The sequence below is a fragment of the Nocardia sp. NPDC058480 genome, from assembly GCF_042720495.1.
GTDB lineage: Bacteria > Actinomycetota > Actinomycetes > Mycobacteriales > Mycobacteriaceae > Nocardia.
Genome location: NZ_JBHXMN010000001.1, coordinates 789,146 through 806,478 on the forward strand (window position 1 = coordinate 789,146; position 17,333 = coordinate 806,478).

Consider the following 17,333-nt stretch of genomic DNA (forward strand, 5'->3'; position numbering starts at 1 on the left):
GGTTGTTGCCTCGACGTTAAAGATGTGTCACAGGCGCAGGTCCGCGCCAGGTGCCAGGATCTCCACCGTTGGCTCGGATTCGGGTTCGAGGAAGGCCAGTAGCGCCGCTGCTTCTTGTTCTACCTGCGCCGCTTCGGTTTTCGTCCACGTGCGGGTCGGGCTGATCCGTAGCTGCGCGGTGCCGGACTTGACGAAGATCTTGTAGACGCCGGCGAGGAAGCCGTCGATCAGGATCGACGAGACGCTGGTGGCGAACGCGCGCAGGGGCGGGGCGGAGGTGTCGCCGACGATGCGGGAGCGGTCCTTGTGCGCGAGCAGCGCGTTGTCGTACCAGCCGAGCAACCGGACCGGAGCGGGCAGGTCGGGATCGGCGAGTTCGAGGTCGGCCGCGTCGTAGAGGGTGCGGCCGCGGTCGTCGGTGTAGGTGCGGACCCGGTCGCCGAGGTCGGTGACGGCTTGCTTCATGGCCGGCAGCCGGGACCAGGCCTGCATGTCCATCGTGCTGGCCGGACCGAACGCGCGCAGGTAACGCAGGATCAGTTCCGATACCGGGTAGGTCGGGTCGAGCGGTGCGCTCAGCCAGGGCTCGATTCTCGACCAGACCGGGCGGCTGTTATCGCGCCAGCGGCCGCGCGGGGGCGTTTGCAGGACGGGGAGTTGGTACAGCCACGCTTGCAGGACCACACCGGCGTCGCGATCGGGGTACCGGCGCGCGGCCTCGACGCGCATGTCCGCCGCCGACATCGGCTCGTCGCCGAGAACCGCTTCCCCGTTGGCCCGCACCTCCTCCGGGTCGAGACCGACCAGCGCACCGAAATTGAAGCCTTTGCGGAACGGGGCCTTTTCCAGTTCCGGTTGGATGTGGGGCGCGATACGTAGCGCATCGGGCGGGGTGACCAGGTGAATCGTGCCGCGCATCAAGGTGATTCGCACGAGTGAGCGGTCTTCTAGACCGGTCGACACCGTCGCCGGATCGAAATCGGCTATCCGACTCCATAATCCGATGAACGGCGGTGGCACGTCCTGGGCCTGCAGGCCGACCAGGTGATCGCACATCTGCGGTGTCGTCAAGGTGGAGCGCTCGAGCAGGTGCTGGCGCGCGAGCAAGGTCCGGTTCAATTCCCGATTCGACACCAGCATTGCGACTCCTTCGGCTCCGTGACGGACGATACCGGCCGATTGGGCGATTATGCCGGTCTCATCGCAGTTGGACGACGACCTTGCCTACGGCGGTGCGCTCATCCAGTGCCGCAACCGCTTCCGCGGTGCGGTCTAGTGGATAGAGAACCGGGTCGGGGGCGGTGATCGCGCCGGACGCGAGCAGGGGTTCGATCTCGGCCCACTGTTCGGCGAGGTAGGTGGGGTGGGTCATCACCCATTCGCCCCAGGCCGCGCCGACGACCTCCACGTTCTTGAGCAGCAAGCGGTTCACCTTCACCGTCGGGATCTCCCCCGCGGTGAAGCCGACCACGAGCAGTCGGCCGCCGCCCGCCAGCGAGCGGACGCTATCGGTGAAGCGGTCACCGCCGACCGGGTCGAGGACGATGTCGACGCCGCGACCTTCGGTCAGTTCCTTCACTGCGGCGAGCCAGCCGTCGGTCAGCACCACGTCGGTGGCGCCGTTGGCCTTGGCCACCTGAGCTTTCGCATCGGTGCTGACCACCGCGATCACCCGGCCCGCGCCGAGCGCCTTGGCCATCCGCAAGGTGGCGGTGCCGACGCCGCCGGCCGCGCCGTGCACCAGGACCGTCTCGCCCTCGGCCAGCCTGCCGCGCTTGGTCAGGCAGAAATGGACGGTGAGGTCGTTGAACAGCACGCCCGCGCCCGCTTCGAGGGAGATGTTGTCGGGCAGCGCGAACACGGCGTGCTCGGGTGACACCGCCACCTCGGCGACACCGTTGCCGAGCATCGTCAGCGCGGCGACCCGGTCACCGGGGCGCAGCGACGAACCCTCCGGCGCCTCGCGCACCACCCCGGCCACCTCGCCGCCGACGACGAAGGGCAGGCCCGGCTTCATCTGATAGAGACCGCGCGTCATCAGCACATCGGGGAAGGCGATGCCCGCGGCGTGCACGTCGATCAGGACACCACCCGGATAGGCCACCGGCTCGGGCAGATCGACGATCTCGATCGCCGACGGACCGTCCAACTTGCCGACCTGGGCTGCGCGCATTTTCGACACCTCTCTTGATGACATTCACCCGCGAACATAGCCCGGCGAGTGGTTCAACGATGGGCGAACTCGGTCACCGTCTCGCTGAACGACGGTTTGCCGGGAACGGTGATGGTGAGACCGTCGGCACTGAGCAGGTACTGGGTGCCGTCGGTGTAGTTGGTCGCGATGAACGAGCCGTCACCGTTGGGCACCGGATCGTCGAGCGTGATGACGGCGCCGTCACTGACCCGGACACCCTTGTAGTAATAGCGCTGATCACCGGTATGGCAGATGACCACTCGCGATTGGGTGGTGCGGGCGATGGACATCGCGGCGTCGTTGTCATGACAGCGCGGGCCGCCGGAAAGGAAGCCCTGACCGTCGGCGCCGGTGACACTCGACTGCAGCGGCGGGACGGTGGTTTCGGTGGGCAACTGCGCCGTGGAGGCATACGTCTGGCTCGCGGTGTCGATCACGGACGGTTCGACGGCGCCGGACTCGAGCGGTGGCGGGACTGCCACGTTACGACGGTCATCGACGCTCATCATGAACCACACCCCGACGCCGACCGCCGCCAGCGCGATCAGCGAGCCCAGCGCGCCGACCAGCAGCGGTGTCGCCGAATTACGTTGTGGGGGAATCGGTATCGGCGCCGAGGGATGGGTGTACCCACTCCCCTGGCCGGGACCGACCACCCGTTGTGATGCCCGGACGACCGTGGACTCGTGTCCTGCCGCGCGTGTGGGCCGGGGTTCGGTCACGCGACGCATCGGCTGCGGTTCGGCCGATTGCGGGCCTGTCCCGCGACGCGTCGAATTCGGTTCTGCGGGTTGTGGACCCGTGACGCGAGGTACCGGGGTGAATGAACCGGCGCCGGTCGCGGATCGGGCCGGCCCCCGAGTTGTCGGCGACGACAGCGATCCGGCGGAGAAAGCCGCCGCAGCACGGGTTGCCGGCGACGACTGGGACGACAGGGCCGCGGCGGCGCGAGTCGGCGGGGACTGCGAGTCGGCCGGGACGGCAGCCGTGCCACGGGTCGGCGGCGAGTGCGAGTCGCGTGACAGGGCCGCAGAGTCCCGAGTCGGAGGCGACTGCGAGTCGGGCGAAAACGCCGCAGCGTCCCGCGTCGGGGGCGACTGCGAGTCGGGCGAAAACGCCGCAGCGTCCCGCGCAGGGTGCGAGTCGCGTGACAGAGCCGCAGCGTCCCGCGCAGGGTGCGAGTCGCGTGACAGAGCCGCAGAGTCCCGCGTCGGTGGGGGTTGCGAGTCGGCTGGGACGACAGCGGAGCCGCGGGTCGTCGGTGGGGACGGCGGAACCTCGGAGCGGTGCGGCGTCTGTGGGCCGGTGATCTCGATTCGAGGTCCGGATACCGTTGCGGGAGTGGAGCGCTCGGCTTGGATCAGTGCGGCTCTGGCGGCACGAGCCAGGTCGACGGGCGAGGCATAGCGCTGGTCGGGGCGCTTGGCCATTCCCCGCTCGATCACCGGGTCGAAGGTGGTGAGCGTGGGGTCGGCGGCGCTGGGGCGCGGGGCGGGCGCCATCTGGTGCGAACCGATCGCGCCCGCGAGGCTGTTCACCGGGAACGGCACCCGGCCGACCAGCGATTCGTAGAGCACACAGGTGAGCGCGTAGGTGTCCACCGACGGGGACATCGGCACGCTCTCGAACCGCTCCGGCGCCATGTACGCCATGGAACCCACCGCACTGCCCGCGCTGGTGAGCTGCGGATCGGTGGCGGCGTGGGCGATGCCGAAGTCGACCAGATAGGCGAACAGGTTGCCGGTGAGCAGGATGTTGCCCGGTTTCACGTCGCGATGGACCAGGCCGACCTCGTGTGCGGCATCGAGCGCGAACGCGATCTGCTCGACCACCTGCACCGCCTCGACAGGGGTGAGCCTGCCGTACTGCTGGAGCCGCTCCTTGAGATCGACGCCCTTGACCAAGCGCATGTCGATATACAGGACGCCGTCGACCTCGCCCCAGTCGTGCACCGGGATGACGTGCGGTTCCTGCACGCTCGCCATCGCGTGCGATTCGCGGCGGAAGCGCTGCACGAAGGTGGGGTCGGTGGCGAGTTCCCGGTTGAGCATCTTGAGGGCGACAACACGATTCTTGGAGGTGTCGTAGGCCTCGTAGACCTCTCCCATACCGCCGACTCCGAGAAGTCTGCGAATCTCATAGCGCCCGAACATCGAGCCCGCCAATGCTCCGCCGGCCATGACAGCAGGCTACCTGGGCGCGGATAGGTCTGTCATGTAGGACAACCGCGTTCGGACCTCCCTAGTGACCGGCACCTGGTACCCCTAGTCCCGACTCGCCGCGAGGGTGTGATCTGCGACCCGTAAAGTCGTCTACAGAACTACGCAAGAAGTCGCGGCGCACCTGGTGTGTCGCGCAAGGAGCACACGTGTCACTCGATCAGCCACTGGCCCCGCTTCCCGAGGAGGGCACGGGTTTCGCCACGGCGTGGCCTGTCCGGGCCGGCGACGTGGATCCTTATCAACGACTGCGCCTGGATGCCGTGGCGCGGTATCTGTCCGATATCGCCTGGGACGAGCTCAACCAGACCGCTCTGCATCTCACCGATCCCACCTGGATCGTGCGCCGCACCGTCATCGATGTGATCCGCCCGGTCGTGTGGCCCGATCACGTGCATCTCGAGCGCTGGTGTTCGTCGATGTCCACCCGGTGGACGAATATGCGCACGCGGATCACCAGCGAACGCGGCGGGCTGATCGAGACCGAGGGATTCTGGATCAACCTCAGCGAATCGAGCAACCTCCCCGCCCGGATCAGCGACGACGGCCTTGCCTATCTGGCCCGATCCACCGACGAGCATCGCCTGCGCTGGCGGCCCTATCTCACCGATCCGGCGCCGCGCGAGTCCGATACCGACCTGCCGTTCCCGGTCCGCGCGACCGATATCGACCAGTACAACCACGTCAACAATGCCTGCTACTGGCAGGCCGTCGAACAGTTCCTCGTCGACTTCCCGAAGCTGGTCGCCGGACCGCACCGCGCCGTGATCGAGTACGTGGCGCCGGTGCTGGCCCGCGAGCACATCACCGTGCGCGCCCGCCACGAACCGGGCGACCGGACCGGGCAGGTGGTACTGCGGCTGTGGTTCGTGGTCGGCGGCGTCACCACGACCGTCGTCAGAATCATGCCGCTGCCTGTGTAATTTGGCGGCTGGCGCCGCGGTTCTCGGCGCTTGACTCCACCTCTTCCCTCCCTACGGGCGCTCCTTCGTCGCACCCTTCGGTCAGTCCATCGGCGGAGGCGCGCCGAGAACCGGCCTTCGGCCGTCCCTTCGGCGCCGTGCCCGGCAGGGGCGTGGGCCCCTGCCGGATCTACGGCTAACCCTTTGCGGCCTTGAGCAGGTCGGCGCGGGTGGTGAACTTGACCCGGGGCCTGCCTGCCGCCTTGCCCGCGGTCTTCTCGGCCTGGTCGATGGTCTTCCAGCCCTTGCGGTCGACCAGATCGGGCTGACGCTGTTCGAGCAGCGCGCGCAGTGCGGCCCGGTCGCCGGTCGGCGCGGTGAGTTTGCCCGCCATGAAGTCGGCGATCACCGCTTCGACGGTTTCCTCGGCGTCGGCCCGGTTGGAGCCGATCACCCCGCGCGGGCCGCGCTTGATCCAGCCCGAGACGTAGACGCCGGGGACGGGCTCGGTCGCGTCGAGAACCCGGCCGTGCTCGCTCGGCACCGTGCCACGACGCTCGTCGAAGGGCAGCCCGGCGACGGGTTCGCCGCGGTAGCCGATCGAGCGCAGTACCAGTCCGGTGTCGATCGTTTCGGTGCGGTCGGTGGCGGTGGCCACCAATTGCCCGTTCTCCTCGGTCAATTCGTTGTGCGCGAACTCGATCGCGGTAACCGCGTCGGTGCCGTGCACGGCGGTCGGCGCGGTGAGGTAGCGGAACACGATCCGCTTGTTCGACAGGTCGGGTTGCGCCACCGAATACTCTTGCGCGAGTTCGTACTTCAGGCGCATCGAGGGTTCGATGTTCGGATCGTCGAGCACCGCACGGCTGTGCGGGTCGAGTTCGATATCGGCGGGGTCGACGATCACATCCACGCCGGTGCGATGGGTGAGCGCCAGGAACTCCGGCGAACTGTAGGCGGCTTGCAGCGGGCCGCGTCGACCGAGAATCACGACCTCGCGAATATTGCTGCGGCGCAGGGCGTCCAGCGCGTGGTCGGCGATGTCGGTCTTGGCGAGCTCGTCGGGGTGGCCGGTGAGCACGCGCGCCACATCGAGGGCGACGTTGCCGTTGCCGACGATCACCGCACGCTCACCGGAGAGATCGAACTCGCGCTCGGCGAAGTCGGGGTGGCCGTTGTACCAGGCCACGAACTCGGTGGCCGAGTGGCTGCCGGGCAGGTCTTCGCCGGGGATGTCGAGCGAGCGGTCGCTCGAGGCACCGACGGCATAGATCACCGCGTGGTGGTGGTCCAAGAGCTCCTGGTGATCGATGTGCTCGCCGACCTCGACATTGAGGTAGTACTGCAGCGAGTCGCGACGGAACGCCGACTCGAACATCTCGGCGACGCCCTTGGTGCCCGCGTGATCGGGGGCTACGCCCGCGCGCACCAGGCCCCACGGGGTCGGCAGCCGGTCGAACATCTCGATCTCGACATCGCTGCGCCGCAGCAGTTCGTCGGCGGCGTAGCAGGCCGCGGGGCCCGCACCGACGATCGCGACGCGCAGCGTACCCAGACTCTTGGGCGGGCGGGCCGGCGTACTCAGTGGGTCGAAGTTCGACTCGAGCGGGTGACGCTGAAAATAGGCGGCGTTGATCTCGCGATACCTGGACAGCGAGGCCAGCAGGTCGTCTTCGGAGAAGATCGCGTCCACCGGGCACGCGTCAACGCAGGCACCGCAGTCGATGCAGGTGTCAGGGTCGATGTACAGCATCTCCGCCGTGGCGAACTCCGGTTGATCCGGAGTCGGGCGGATGCAGTCGACCGGGCATTCGGTGACGCAGCTGGCGTCGTTGCAACAACGCTGCGTGATGACGTAGGCCATAGGGTGCAGATCCTCGAAATGTGTGGTCGGTGGCTCGAGGCGCCGCCGCGACGGGCCCGCGACGGGTGAGCCGCGAACGCATCATCGGTGACGCACCTTTCAGTGTGCCTCGAGTGTGACTGCGACCTCACCGCTGCCCAGTGATTACGGTGTTCTCATGGTGGTGACCCTGATCTTGATGCGGCACGGAAAATCGGCCTACCCCGACAATGTCGACGACCACGCGCGCCCGCTGGCACCGCGTGGCGAACGCGAAGCGGCGCTGGCCGGTGCCTGGCTGCGCGCCTCCCAGCCGCCCATCGACGCCGTGCGCTGCTCGACCGCCGAGCGCACCAGACAGACCCTCGCGGCCACCGGCATCACCGCGCCGGTCGAATACACCGACGACATCTACGACGCGAACCCACACACCCTCATGGAGCTGATCGGGCTCACCGACGACACGATCTCGACACTGCTCATCGTCGGCCATGTACCCGGGATCCCGTGGACCGCGTGGGAACTGGCGGGCAACCGCGAATCCGATCAGGCGACCGAACTCAGCCGCAAGTTCCCCACCTCGGCGCTGGCGGTGCTCGAGTTCGACCGACCGTGGGCACAACTCGGCCCCGGCACGGGCGAACTCACGTCATTCCACGTCCCGCGCTGAGTTCCCGCGGTGGCTCACTTGAGCAACTTGCCGCCGACGACGATGCCCACCCCCAGCAGCGCGAGGAGCAGGAACGCGACGAATCCGTTCGTCAGCGCCCAGACCACGCCTAGCACGAGTACCACCGGCGCCACGGCGATAGCGGTGATCACCGGGCTCTCCTTGACCGTTTCCCAAGCCGAGCGGGCCCTGACGCGGTCGATGTCCTTACCAGCCATGTGATCCACACTACGTTTCTGTGGGACCCCGGTACACACGCTTGGCGCGCACGGACATGTGATCCACACCTTGTTTCTGTCGGACCCCGCAACGATGCTTGACCGCATGGAATGGAAAATCGAACTCGTTGCCATCCCGGTCACCGATGTCGACCGGGCCAAGGATTTCTACACCAGCATCGGCTTCAACGCCGATCACGACCACACACCGAGCCCGGAGATCCGGTTCGTGCAGCTCACTCCGCCGGGTTCGGGATGTTCGATCTGCATCGGGCGCGGGCTCACCAGTGCCGCGCCGGGCAGTGTCGAGGGCATGCAGATGGTCGTTGCCAGCGCCGACAAGGCCTATGAACAGCTGATCGCGGCAGGCGTGGAAGCCTCCCCCGTCGAGGACATGGGCTGGGGCCGGTTCACCTTCTTCGCCGACCCCGACGGCAACAAGTGGGCGATTCAGGAGCTGCCTAACTACAGCTGAATTCGCCCGTCCCGTGAGAATAGGTCTTGCTTGGAGTGCACTCCAGGTGGATAGCGTCTCCAGGGAGTTCCACGGGAAGGGACGAGCACGATGGATCAGGACGCAGCGCTACGCGCCGACAGCGACGACGAGCACGAGCGCCCGAGGTATTCGATCGGCGAGGTGGCGCAACGATCGGGGCTGAGCCGCGACACGCTGCGCTGGTACGAGCGGATCGGGCTGATGGGCTACGTCGGTCGCGATCACACCGGCAACCGCCGGTTCAGCGATCGCGACCTGGAGTGGCTGGCGCTGATCGCGCGGCTGCGGCTCACCGGCATGCCGGTGGCCGACATGATCCGCTACGCCGAACTGGTACGGGCAGGTGAGCAGACCTACCCGGATCGGCTGGAGATGTTCCGGCAGACCAGATCCGACGTGCTCGACAAAATCGCGGAGCTGCAGCAGACCGTGGCCGTTCTCGACTACAAGATCGCCATCTACGAAGGCCGATCCGATGTGGTCCGTCCCGCCACGATCACCGTGCACACGAGCGAAGGAAGCGACACATGAGCACCACCGCGACACTGCCGACCACCACGCTGGGCGCCGACGGACCGCTGGTCGGGACACAGGGGCTCGGCTGCATGGGCATCAGCGAGTTCTACGGTGATACCGATGCGGCCGAATCGCGGGCCACCCTCGACCACGCGCTCGAACTCGGCGTCACCCTGTTCGACACCGCCGATGTGTACGGCTCCGGCCACAACGAGGAATTCCTGGCCGATTTCGTGCGCGCCAACCGCGAGAACCTGCTGATCGCCACGAAATTCGGCATCGTGCGCAAGGCCGACGACCCGTCCTTTCGCGGCTTCGACAACTCCCCCGCCTACCTCCGCGCGTCGGTCGAGGCCAGCCTGCGCAGGCTCGGTGTCGACACGATCGACCTGTACTACATGCACCGGCGCGACCCCGCGGTCCCGATCGAGGAGACCGTCGCCACGATGGCCGAACTCGTCGCGGCGGGCAAGGTGCGGGCGCTCGGGTTGTCGGAGGTGACCGGCGACGAGCTGCGTGCCGCGCACGCCGTACACCCGATCGCGGCGCTGCAGTCGGAATGGTCGCTGTTCTCCCGCGACGTGGAACGCACCGCGGTGCCCGCCGCGGCCGAATTGGGTGTGGCGTTCGTGCCGTACTCGCCGCTGGGTCGCGGTTTTCTCACCGGCGCGTTCACCTCGGCGAAAGAGCTGAGCGACAAGGACTTCCGTCAGTCCCAGCCCCGCTTCACCGGTGACAATGCCCAGCACAACGCCGAATTGCTCGCGCCGTTGGCCGCGATCGCCGCCGCGCACGACATCACCCAGGCCCAAGCCGCGCTCGCCTGGGTGCATGCGAGGGCGGGTGCGCACAACGTATCCGTGGTGCCGATCCCCGGCACCCGCAAGCGGACCAGGCTGGCCGATAATGTCGCCGCGGCGTCCGTGCGCCTGTCCGCCGACGAACTGGCGACGCTGGAACCGATCGCCGGGCAGGTGGCAGGCAGCCGCTACGCGGATATGTCGTTCACCTCGGCCGGGCGCGAATAGGATCGCGGCCATGACCGAGGCCACCGATCCGCAGCGCCGCGTCGTGCGCAACGTCGAGAAGAACCGCTACGACGTGTTCTTCGACGATGAGCTCGCCGGTTTCACCGAGTACATCGAGCGCGACAACGACACCGATTTCATCCACACCGAGATCGACGACGCGTTCGCGGGCAAGGGACTCGGCGGGGTTCTCGCCCGCCAGGCCATCGAGGACGTGATCGCGCGCGGACGCACCATCACCGCGCACTGCGCGTTCATCCGCGGCTGGCTGGACAAGCACCCCGAGTACGACGCGCACGTGGTGGGCAAGGGCATCACGCCGTGAGCGACAGGGAGATCGACCCGGACGAGGCGCTGTGTGAGCCGTCGCCGCGCCCGGGTCCGATCACCGAGCTGTACCCGGCCAGGGAGGTGCCGCTCGGTGGCGTGCGCGGAGTGTATGTGGAACGCACACTGCCGCAGCGGGATCTGCCGACCGTGGGCGCGTGGTGTTTTCTCGACCGGTTCGGTTCGGCCGCCGCGACCGAGGCGGGCGCCTCCCCCGACATCCTGCCGCACCCGCACATCGGCTTGCAGACGGTGACCTGGCCGCTCGACGGCCGCATCCGGCATCATGATTCGGTGGGATCCGACGTCGAGATCGAACCGGGCCAGCTGAACCTGATGACCTCCGGTCGCGGCATCGCGCACTCGGAGTTCGGCGTACCCGGCGCCGAGTCGGGCCACGGCCTACAGCTGTGGATCGCGCTGCCCGGCCACGCGACCGGCATCGATCCACATTTCGAGCAGCATCGCGAACTGCCGATCTACGCCGAGCCGGGACTGCGCGCCACCGTGCTGATCGGCGCGCTGGGCGGTGTCCGCTCACCGGCGAAGGCCTACACACCGATCGTCGGGGCCGACATCGTGCTCGATCCCGGCGCCGAGGTGCGGCTGCCGCTGGAGCGCGCGTTCGAGCACGCGGTGCTGGTGATCGAGGGTTCGGCGACGGTCGACGGCACCGAGCTCACCGCGGGACCGCTGCTGTACCTGGGTACCGACCGCACCGAGCTGCGCCTGTCCAGCACCGACGGCGCGCATTTCGCGCTGGTCGGCGGCGAACCACTCGCCGAGGAGCTGGTGATGTGGTGGAACTTCGTCGGCCGCAGCCACGACGAGATCGTCGCTGCCCGCCAGGCCTGGGAAGCCCGCGACAGCAGCCGCTTTCCGTTGGTCGTCGGCCACGGCCCGGACGAGCGGATACCCGCCCCGCCACTGCCGCCGTTGCGTTTGAAGCCGCGCAAACGAGCGACCGGCTGCACTCACCTCTGACTCGGCACCGCGGTCGATTCGCCTTCGCACCCTGAATCAACCTGCGCACGAGCCGAAACCTCCGACCGCAGCCGAACCTGGATCAGACCGCGCCTGCACCCGATGCGGGCTCCCGCGCCACATCGGGTGCGGGCTCCCAGCGCCGCATCGGGTGCGCGCGATCAGCGACCGCCGGCAAGCAGGGCGTCGAGGGCGCGGTAGCTGTCGTTGAGGCCGCCCTCCATGCCCGAGGCCAGCATGCCCGCGCATTCCTCGGCCGTGTGGAAGACGCTGTCGGTGACGACTCTGGTGCGGCCGTCGCCGAGGTCGATGAAGGTGGTGTCGTCGATGGAGATGTGGGCGGGCATGCCGTCCCATTCGAAGGACTGCACGATGCGTTCCTTCGGGGTGATCTCGCGGAAGCGGCCTTCGAATCCGTAGGACTCGTCGCCCTCGTGTTCGACGAAACGCCAGTGCCCGCCCTTGCGGAACTCCCAGCGCTCGACGTCGATCACGTGCCCGCGACCCCACCAGCGCGAGAGCTGCTCGATGCGGCTGTAGGCATCCCACACCCGGTCCAGCGGCGCGTCGAAATCGCGTTCGATGTGGACTTCGCGGTCCGAGGTGGAGGTGATGACCGCGTCCTTGATGGTTGTGCTCATTGCTCTGGCTCCGTTCGTTGCAGGAATTCACCGAGACGGTCCATCCGGGCCTCCAGCATCTGCCGATAACCCTGCATCCAGGCCACCTCACGATCGAAGACGCGCTCGGAAATGCGGCAGTACCGCACCCGCCCACGCTTCTCGGTGACCACCATGCCCGCGTCCTCGAGCAATCCGATGTGCTTCTTGATGCCGGTCAAGGTCATCTCGAACTGCTCGGCCAACTCGCTGATACTCGCGGGCCCACGCCCGAGCTGCTCGAGGATGCCCCGCCGGGTGGGGTCCGCGAGCGCCCCGAACGAGGCGTCTAGGAAGTCATACTGAACCATCTAGTTCAGTATTGCGCAGCGATCCCCTTCGGTCAAGAGCCTTTCGGCAAACCCTGGACGTGCCAACGGATTTACTACTACGCTTTGTCGTAGAACGTGGTGGGACATCATCGAGGGGGAACTCATGGACAAGACCACATGCTGCATCGTCGGCGGTGGCCCCGCGGGCACGATGGCAGGCCTACTCCTGGCCAGAGCCGGTGTCGAAGTCACCGTGCTGGAAAAACATGCCGACTTCATCCGGGATTTCCGTGGTGACACGGTGCACCCGTCGACGGTGCGGCTGATCGACGAACTGGGGCTCGGCGCCGAGTTCGCCAGGTTGCCGCGCTCCGAGCTGACCCGAATGTGCATATACGCGGGCGACCGCATGGTGATCGCCGCCGATCTCACGCGGATTCCCGGCAAGTACCGGCACATCGCCATGGTGCCGCAATGGGACTTCCTCGACCTGCTGACCAGCGCCGCCGCCGAGGAACCCGCCTTCACATTGCGCATGCGATCGACCGCGATCGGGTTGATCGACGAGGCGGGCCAGGTAGCAGGCGTGCGCTACCTCGATGCCGACGGTGTCGAACACGCGTTACGCGCCGATCTCGTGATCGCGTGCGACGGACGCGATTCCGTGGCACGCGAGGCCGCAGGCCTGCGTCAGCGGATGGAGGACGTGCCGATGGACATGTGGTTCTTCCGCATCCCCAAAGCCGTGGACGATATCGACGGCGGGGCCGTACAGGCCCGCTTCACCAGCGGCAACTCCGCGGTGGCCATCGACCGCGGCGACTACTACCAGACCGGCTACATCATCGAAAAGGGTTGCGACGCAGAGCTTCGCGCCGCACACGAGGTGCGCTGGCTGCGCGATCGCGTCACCGAACTCTTCGGCTGGTCCACCGAGGCGACGGCGGCGATCCAGACCTGGGACGACGTCAAGCTGCTCGAGGTCACGGTGGGCATGCTCGACCGGTGGTATGTGCCCGGCCTGCTGTGCATCGGCGATGCGGCGCACACGATGTCACCGGTCGGTGGGGTCGGGGTCAACCTCGCGGTGCAGGACGCGGTGGCGGCCGCGCGCGTCCTGGCGCAGCCACTGCTCGACGGCACCGTGCAGACCGCCGACCTGGAAAGAGTGCAGCGCAGGCGGATGTTGCCCGCGAGCTTCACCCAGCGATCCCAGCGCGGCGAGCACGACATGCTCATCGGGCCCGCGTTGCGGGGAACCCTGCACACCGCACCGCTGCCGCTGCGTATCGTCGACGCCGTGCCCGCGCTCGCCGGACTCACCGCCTACCTCGGCGGCATCGGCCTGCGTCCCGAGCACGCACCGGAGTTCGCGCGACGTCCCCGGACCGGCGCCGAACCGGCGCACGCGACGCGCTGATCCCCCTACCGCCCCCAGCCGACTTTCCGAAAAGGGCCACAACGGCTAGGTTTGCCGCGACGAACCGGACTAATCGGACCGGATGAAGCAGCAGGAGGCTTGCGGGATGAGGATCGGCACTGGGGTCGGGGCTGCACTGCTCGCGATGGGGGTCATCGTGGCGGCAGCCGGAAACGGGCACGCCGAGCCCGCTCCGGTTGTCGCCGAACAGCCGACTCCGGCACCTTCGCTGCGCGGGGTGGACAAGGGCGTGAACTACCAGGTGAGCGCGACCGACGATCGGCGCGCGGTGGTCACCAGCATCGACGCGGGGCGGTTCCAGCTCGTCCACGACGCGAAAGTTGTCGCGGTGACCGATGAATCGGGTACGGTACTCGCCGCGCTGCCGATGGTCGTGCGCGTCGGCGAGCACACGGTGCCGCTCACACCGTCGATCGACGAGAAGGGCACCAGCCTGACTCTCACCCCGGTCAGCGAATCCACCGCACCGGTGCGCGACATCAGCGCACAGGAACGCTTCTTCGCCGAAACCCAACGCCTGCAACCGAAGATCATCGAGGGTGCCGCCATCGGGGCCGCCATCGGTTTCATTCTCGGCTTCCCGCTCGGCCTGTTCATTCTCGACTTCATCACCGTCCCGGTCGCCACCGTGGCGGGCGCGGCGATCGGCGCACTCGCCGGGTACGCCTTGGCAGGCGGCCAGCCCGCGATCGACACCGCGCTGGCTTATGTCACCGGAGCACCCTGATCGCCTATTGCGTTGTGGGTCCTCGCCGGGCCGCCGGGACCAGCAATTCGACGGGAATCATCAGCACGTAGAACCCGTGCGGTGCGCCGGCAACGCTGATCCCGTCGCCCTTCTCCGCTAACGTTGAGGGCAGAAGTCCGCACGGGTGGGTGGTGATGAGAGTGGTGTTCGACCCGCTGGCCGATATCGAACGCGCCCTGGCCGAACAGGCCGGGTGGACGTGGTTCGACGACTACCTGCTGTACACCTGCGGGGTGGCCGATCTACTGGCGCGCGGTGAGGTGGCGCTGATCCCGCACACGGCGACGCGGGTGCGGACCGAGCCCGGTGAGGTCGGCCTGGCCGAAGGGACGGTCAACTGGTACACGTGGCGGGCGACGGGCGACGGCAGCCGGACTCGTCGTCAGGCCCCCGTCACCGGTACGCCTCCGATCTCGGCGGCCGCGCAGTTGGGCAATGCGGTCGTGAACCGCACGCGGCGCGCGCAAGCAGCGGCCGCCGCGCAACCGCGCTGGGTGGCCGAGCGGGCCGGGTCGGTGATGATCTCGGACCGGCGGTTGCACCTGACCAACCCCGAACGGTCGTTCTCGCTGTACTGGTCGGCACTCGAGTCCATCGACCTCACCGCGCCGGACCGGATCGGCTGCCGGTTCCCCGACCAGGAAGGCAAGTTGCAGCAGATCCAGGTCCAGAGTCCCTGGGCGGTACTGCTTTTCGTCACTGCCGCGCTCCAGCACTTTCCGCATCACCCGCAGTTGAAAACCGGCACCTGGCTGCCCGCCGGGTTCGAGGACAAGTGTCATCTGGCGGGGAAGAAGTGCCCGAAGGTCCGGTAGGCGCACTGTCGGCACGGCCGTACCGCCGGGTAATCGAAACCCCGGCGGTCTGCCCGACTCGGGTTAGCTGATGCGCGTGAACAACCGGCCTGCCAGGTCGACGCCGATCACCGCGCCGTCCTCGTCACGGCTGAAGTACCCACGCTGACCGACGAAAGCTCCTGAGGTGACGATGTATTCGTCGCCGGCGCCCGGCAGCAGGCCGAACTCGAACGGCGCGTGGTCGGGCGGGAGCGCCTGGTCGGCCGCGCGCAGCTCCGGCTTGATCCTGACCTCGAGGACCAGACTCGTTGGGGTCGCGGTGATGTCGAAGGTCATCGCGTCGATCTCATAGCGGCCGAGCAGTTCCGCCGCGGCCGTGGCGTCGAAAGGCAGCGGTGTCGGGTCGACATCGTCGATGCCGAGGTAGTGCGCGAGGATCCAGCGGACGATCCGCTGGTTGCACGCGATGCCATCGGGACCGGCATTGGCCATCACGACCACCGCGAAGTCGCGTTCGGGGATGAGAAGCAGTTCGGCGAACTGCCCGAAGCCCGAACCGCCGTGGCCGATGGTGCGGACACCGTCGATGTCTCGAACGAACCAGCACAGGCCGATCGCGTCGCCGAGCGAACTGGCCCGCAGCTGCACGGTCGGCTCCTGCATGCGGGTGAGCATGTCGGCGGGCAGCACGTCACTGTTTCCCAGGTGGACACGCATCCACCGCAGCTGATCGGCGACGGTCGTGGCCAGGCCACCGCCAGGATTGTTGGCGCGGTTGCCCTTCCATGGCCGGACGACGCTCACGTCGTGGTCGGCGCCGAGTTCGTGGCCGATCGCGAATCGGCGGGTGATGACGTCGGAGAGCTGAAAGACGCTGTCGTTCATCCCGACTGGCGCGAGCACGAGATCGTGGACCGCGCTCTCGAAACTCTGTCCGGTGACGGTTTCGATGACCCGGCCGAGGAGGTTGAAACCGGCCTGGCTGTAGGAGGAGCGTTCGCCGGGCTTGCCGATCGGCGGGAGATCGCTCAATTGGCGGGCGAACTCGGCGAGCGCGTCGTCACCCTCGCCGGTGTCGACGAGGAGGTTCCAGTCCAGGCCCGCGGTGTGGTTGAGCAGGGTCGCGACGGTGATGTCGGTCGAAGCGGTGAAATCCGGAACATACTGCCGCACAGGCGCATTCAGGTCGATTCTACCGTCGGCGACCAGCCGCATCAGCGCGGTCGCGGTCACCGGTTTGGTGATCGAACCAGCGGCGAACAGGGTGTCGGGGGTGATGGGAAGCGGGTTGTCGATGCCGGTGACGCCGTGCGTCGCGAAGATCTCGTGACCGTCGGCGAAAACGCCGACGGCTACGCCGGGGATGCCGAATTCGGTGGCGGTAGCGGCGATGAACTGGGCGAGAGCGGACATGGTTCTTCTCCTTGCGTGCAGTATCAGGAAAGGGCGAGGGCGGCGAGGCCGAGGATGGTGCCGCCGAAGACGGTGATGTTGCGCAGCGTCTGCAGCGTCCAGGTCCAGGCGGGGAAGCCGGATTCGGCGGCTGCGAGCAGTGCGGGAACGTCGATGCGGATCAGTTCGGGATCAGCCTTGCGGCGGAACGCGGCGCGCACCGAGCTCACGGCGGTGTGATTGCTGTAGACGATGACGCTGTTGCCGAGCAGAACCAGCGTCAACAGCACCCAGTTCAGCGGCCGGGCGACGGCCAGGTCAGCGAGGTTGACCCCGGCGAGCGCGATCATGATCGCGGCGACGCTCAATGGCGCGGCGCTCTCATGGCCGCTGGCGTCGAACCGCATGCCGTTCTCGGTGAGCGCGGTGGTACGCACGCCCTGCCGGGCCAGCTCGGACTCGGCGGTGGCCATGGCGGCCGCGCCGTAGCGATTGCGCACGATCGGCATGCTCACGAAGGCGGCGGCGATGGCGAGGGCGATGGTGGCGAGGAGGACGTTCATGCTGGTCAATCCCTTCTTGAACTATGTAAAAGTAGAATAGCTCGCGACTTGAACTAAGTGCAAG

The 17,333-nt window shown here is 67.6% G+C and carries 19 protein-coding genes; 10 read left to right on the forward strand and 9 right to left on the reverse strand.

Features of this window, described 5'->3' with window-relative positions; translation table 11 throughout:
- Window positions 1-27: 27 nt before the first annotated feature.
- Genes ACFWO8_RS03525 through ACFWO8_RS03535 form a run of 3 tightly spaced genes read right to left on the reverse strand, consistent with a single transcriptional unit; the run spans window position 28 to window position 4,374 of the window.
- Window positions 28-1,140: a winged helix DNA-binding domain-containing protein gene (locus ACFWO8_RS03525; RefSeq protein WP_378941063.1), complete on the reverse strand. Its 1,113-nt coding sequence runs from the start codon at window positions 1,138-1,140 to the stop codon at window positions 28-30.
- A 58-nt stretch (window positions 1,141-1,198) separates the two neighbouring features.
- Window positions 1,199-2,173: an NADPH:quinone oxidoreductase family protein gene (locus tag ACFWO8_RS03530; RefSeq protein ID WP_378941065.1), complete on the reverse strand. Its 975-nt coding sequence runs from the start codon at window positions 2,171-2,173 to the stop codon at window positions 1,199-1,201.
- Between the two features lie 53 nt (window positions 2,174-2,226).
- Window positions 2,227-4,374, reverse strand: coding sequence for a protein kinase (locus ACFWO8_RS03535; RefSeq protein ID WP_378941067.1), 2,148 nt, complete (start codon window positions 4,372-4,374; stop codon window positions 2,227-2,229).
- Window positions 4,375-4,562: 188 nt separating this feature from the next.
- Between ACFWO8_RS03535 and ACFWO8_RS03540 the strand changes: the two genes are divergently transcribed.
- On the forward strand, window positions 4,563-5,336 hold the full coding sequence (locus tag ACFWO8_RS03540; protein WP_378941069.1) for an acyl-[acyl-carrier-protein] thioesterase: 774 nt from the start codon (window positions 4,563-4,565) through the stop codon (window positions 5,334-5,336).
- Between the two features lie 175 nt (window positions 5,337-5,511).
- Here the strand turns inward: ACFWO8_RS03540 and ACFWO8_RS03545 are convergent, their stop codons facing one another.
- Window positions 5,512-7,179, reverse strand: a complete 1,668-nt coding sequence (locus ACFWO8_RS03545; protein ID WP_378941071.1) for an FAD-dependent oxidoreductase — start codon at window positions 7,177-7,179, stop codon at window positions 5,512-5,514.
- A 157-nt stretch (window positions 7,180-7,336) separates the two neighbouring features.
- On the opposite strand from ACFWO8_RS03545, the gene ACFWO8_RS03550 reads away from it, so the two are divergent.
- Complete coding sequence (locus ACFWO8_RS03550; protein ID WP_378941073.1) at window positions 7,337-7,828, forward strand: SixA phosphatase family protein; 492 nt, start codon at window positions 7,337-7,339, stop codon at window positions 7,826-7,828.
- Window positions 7,829-7,842: 14 nt separating this feature from the next.
- Here ACFWO8_RS03550 and ACFWO8_RS03555 read toward each other — a convergent pair whose 3' ends face one another.
- On the reverse strand, window positions 7,843-8,046 hold the full coding sequence (locus ACFWO8_RS03555; protein ID WP_378913265.1) for a hypothetical protein: 204 nt from the start codon (window positions 8,044-8,046) through the stop codon (window positions 7,843-7,845).
- A gap of 106 nt (window positions 8,047-8,152) precedes the next feature.
- On the opposite strand from ACFWO8_RS03555, the gene ACFWO8_RS03560 reads away from it, so the two are divergent.
- From ACFWO8_RS03560 to ACFWO8_RS03580, 5 genes are all read left to right on the forward strand, one after another.
- The gene (locus ACFWO8_RS03560) at window positions 8,153-8,521 is read left to right on the forward strand and encodes a VOC family protein (protein ID WP_378941075.1); all 369 of its coding nucleotides are present in this window, start codon (window positions 8,153-8,155) and stop codon (window positions 8,519-8,521) included.
- Between the two features lie 90 nt (window positions 8,522-8,611).
- Window positions 8,612-9,073: a MerR family transcriptional regulator gene (locus tag ACFWO8_RS03565; protein WP_378941077.1), complete on the forward strand. Its 462-nt coding sequence runs from the start codon at window positions 8,612-8,614 to the stop codon at window positions 9,071-9,073.
- Window positions 9,070-10,086 carry an aldo/keto reductase gene (locus tag ACFWO8_RS03570; protein WP_378941079.1) on the forward strand — a complete coding sequence of 339 codons (1,017 nt, stop codon included), beginning with the start codon at window positions 9,070-9,072 and terminating at the stop codon, window positions 10,084-10,086. The genes ACFWO8_RS03565 and ACFWO8_RS03570 overlap by 4 nt, the downstream gene beginning before the upstream one ends.
- Before the next feature lie 10 nt (window positions 10,087-10,096).
- On the forward strand, window positions 10,097-10,411 hold the full coding sequence (locus ACFWO8_RS03575; protein ID WP_378941081.1) for a GNAT family N-acetyltransferase: 315 nt from the start codon (window positions 10,097-10,099) through the stop codon (window positions 10,409-10,411).
- Window positions 10,408-11,397 carry a pirin family protein gene (locus tag ACFWO8_RS03580; RefSeq protein ID WP_378941083.1) on the forward strand — a complete coding sequence of 330 codons (990 nt, stop codon included), beginning with the start codon at window positions 10,408-10,410 and terminating at the stop codon, window positions 11,395-11,397. The genes ACFWO8_RS03575 and ACFWO8_RS03580 overlap by 4 nt, the downstream gene beginning before the upstream one ends.
- Before the next feature lie 161 nt (window positions 11,398-11,558).
- Here the strand turns inward: ACFWO8_RS03580 and ACFWO8_RS03585 are convergent, their stop codons facing one another.
- Window positions 11,559-12,038, reverse strand: a complete 480-nt coding sequence (locus ACFWO8_RS03585; protein ID WP_378941085.1) for an SRPBCC family protein — start codon at window positions 12,036-12,038, stop codon at window positions 11,559-11,561.
- The gene (locus ACFWO8_RS03590) at window positions 12,035-12,367 is read right to left on the reverse strand and encodes an ArsR/SmtB family transcription factor (protein WP_378941087.1); all 333 of its coding nucleotides are present in this window, start codon (window positions 12,365-12,367) and stop codon (window positions 12,035-12,037) included. Before ACFWO8_RS03590 ends, ACFWO8_RS03585 begins: the two co-directional genes overlap by 4 nt.
- A 106-nt stretch (window positions 12,368-12,473) precedes the next feature.
- Between ACFWO8_RS03590 and ACFWO8_RS03595 the strand changes: the two genes are divergently transcribed.
- From ACFWO8_RS03595 to ACFWO8_RS03605, 3 genes are all read left to right on the forward strand, one after another.
- Window positions 12,474-13,748 (forward strand): FAD-dependent oxidoreductase, encoded by a 1,275-nt coding sequence (locus tag ACFWO8_RS03595; RefSeq protein ID WP_378943136.1) that lies wholly within the window; start codon window positions 12,474-12,476, stop codon window positions 13,746-13,748.
- A 106-nt stretch (window positions 13,749-13,854) separates the two neighbouring features.
- The gene (locus tag ACFWO8_RS03600) at window positions 13,855-14,496 is read left to right on the forward strand and encodes a hypothetical protein (protein ID WP_378941089.1); all 642 of its coding nucleotides are present in this window, start codon (window positions 13,855-13,857) and stop codon (window positions 14,494-14,496) included.
- A 155-nt stretch (window positions 14,497-14,651) separates the two neighbouring features.
- Window positions 14,652-15,332 (forward strand): hypothetical protein, encoded by a 681-nt coding sequence (locus ACFWO8_RS03605; protein ID WP_378941091.1) that lies wholly within the window; start codon window positions 14,652-14,654, stop codon window positions 15,330-15,332.
- 63 nt (window positions 15,333-15,395) lie between these two features.
- Here the strand turns inward: ACFWO8_RS03605 and ACFWO8_RS03610 are convergent, their stop codons facing one another.
- Window positions 15,396-16,727 (reverse strand): serine hydrolase domain-containing protein, encoded by a 1,332-nt coding sequence (locus tag ACFWO8_RS03610; protein ID WP_378941093.1) that lies wholly within the window; start codon window positions 16,725-16,727, stop codon window positions 15,396-15,398.
- Between the two features lie 23 nt (window positions 16,728-16,750).
- On the reverse strand, window positions 16,751-17,269 hold the full coding sequence (locus ACFWO8_RS03615; RefSeq protein WP_378941095.1) for a hypothetical protein: 519 nt from the start codon (window positions 17,267-17,269) through the stop codon (window positions 16,751-16,753).
- Window positions 17,270-17,333: the final 64 nt, after the last annotated feature.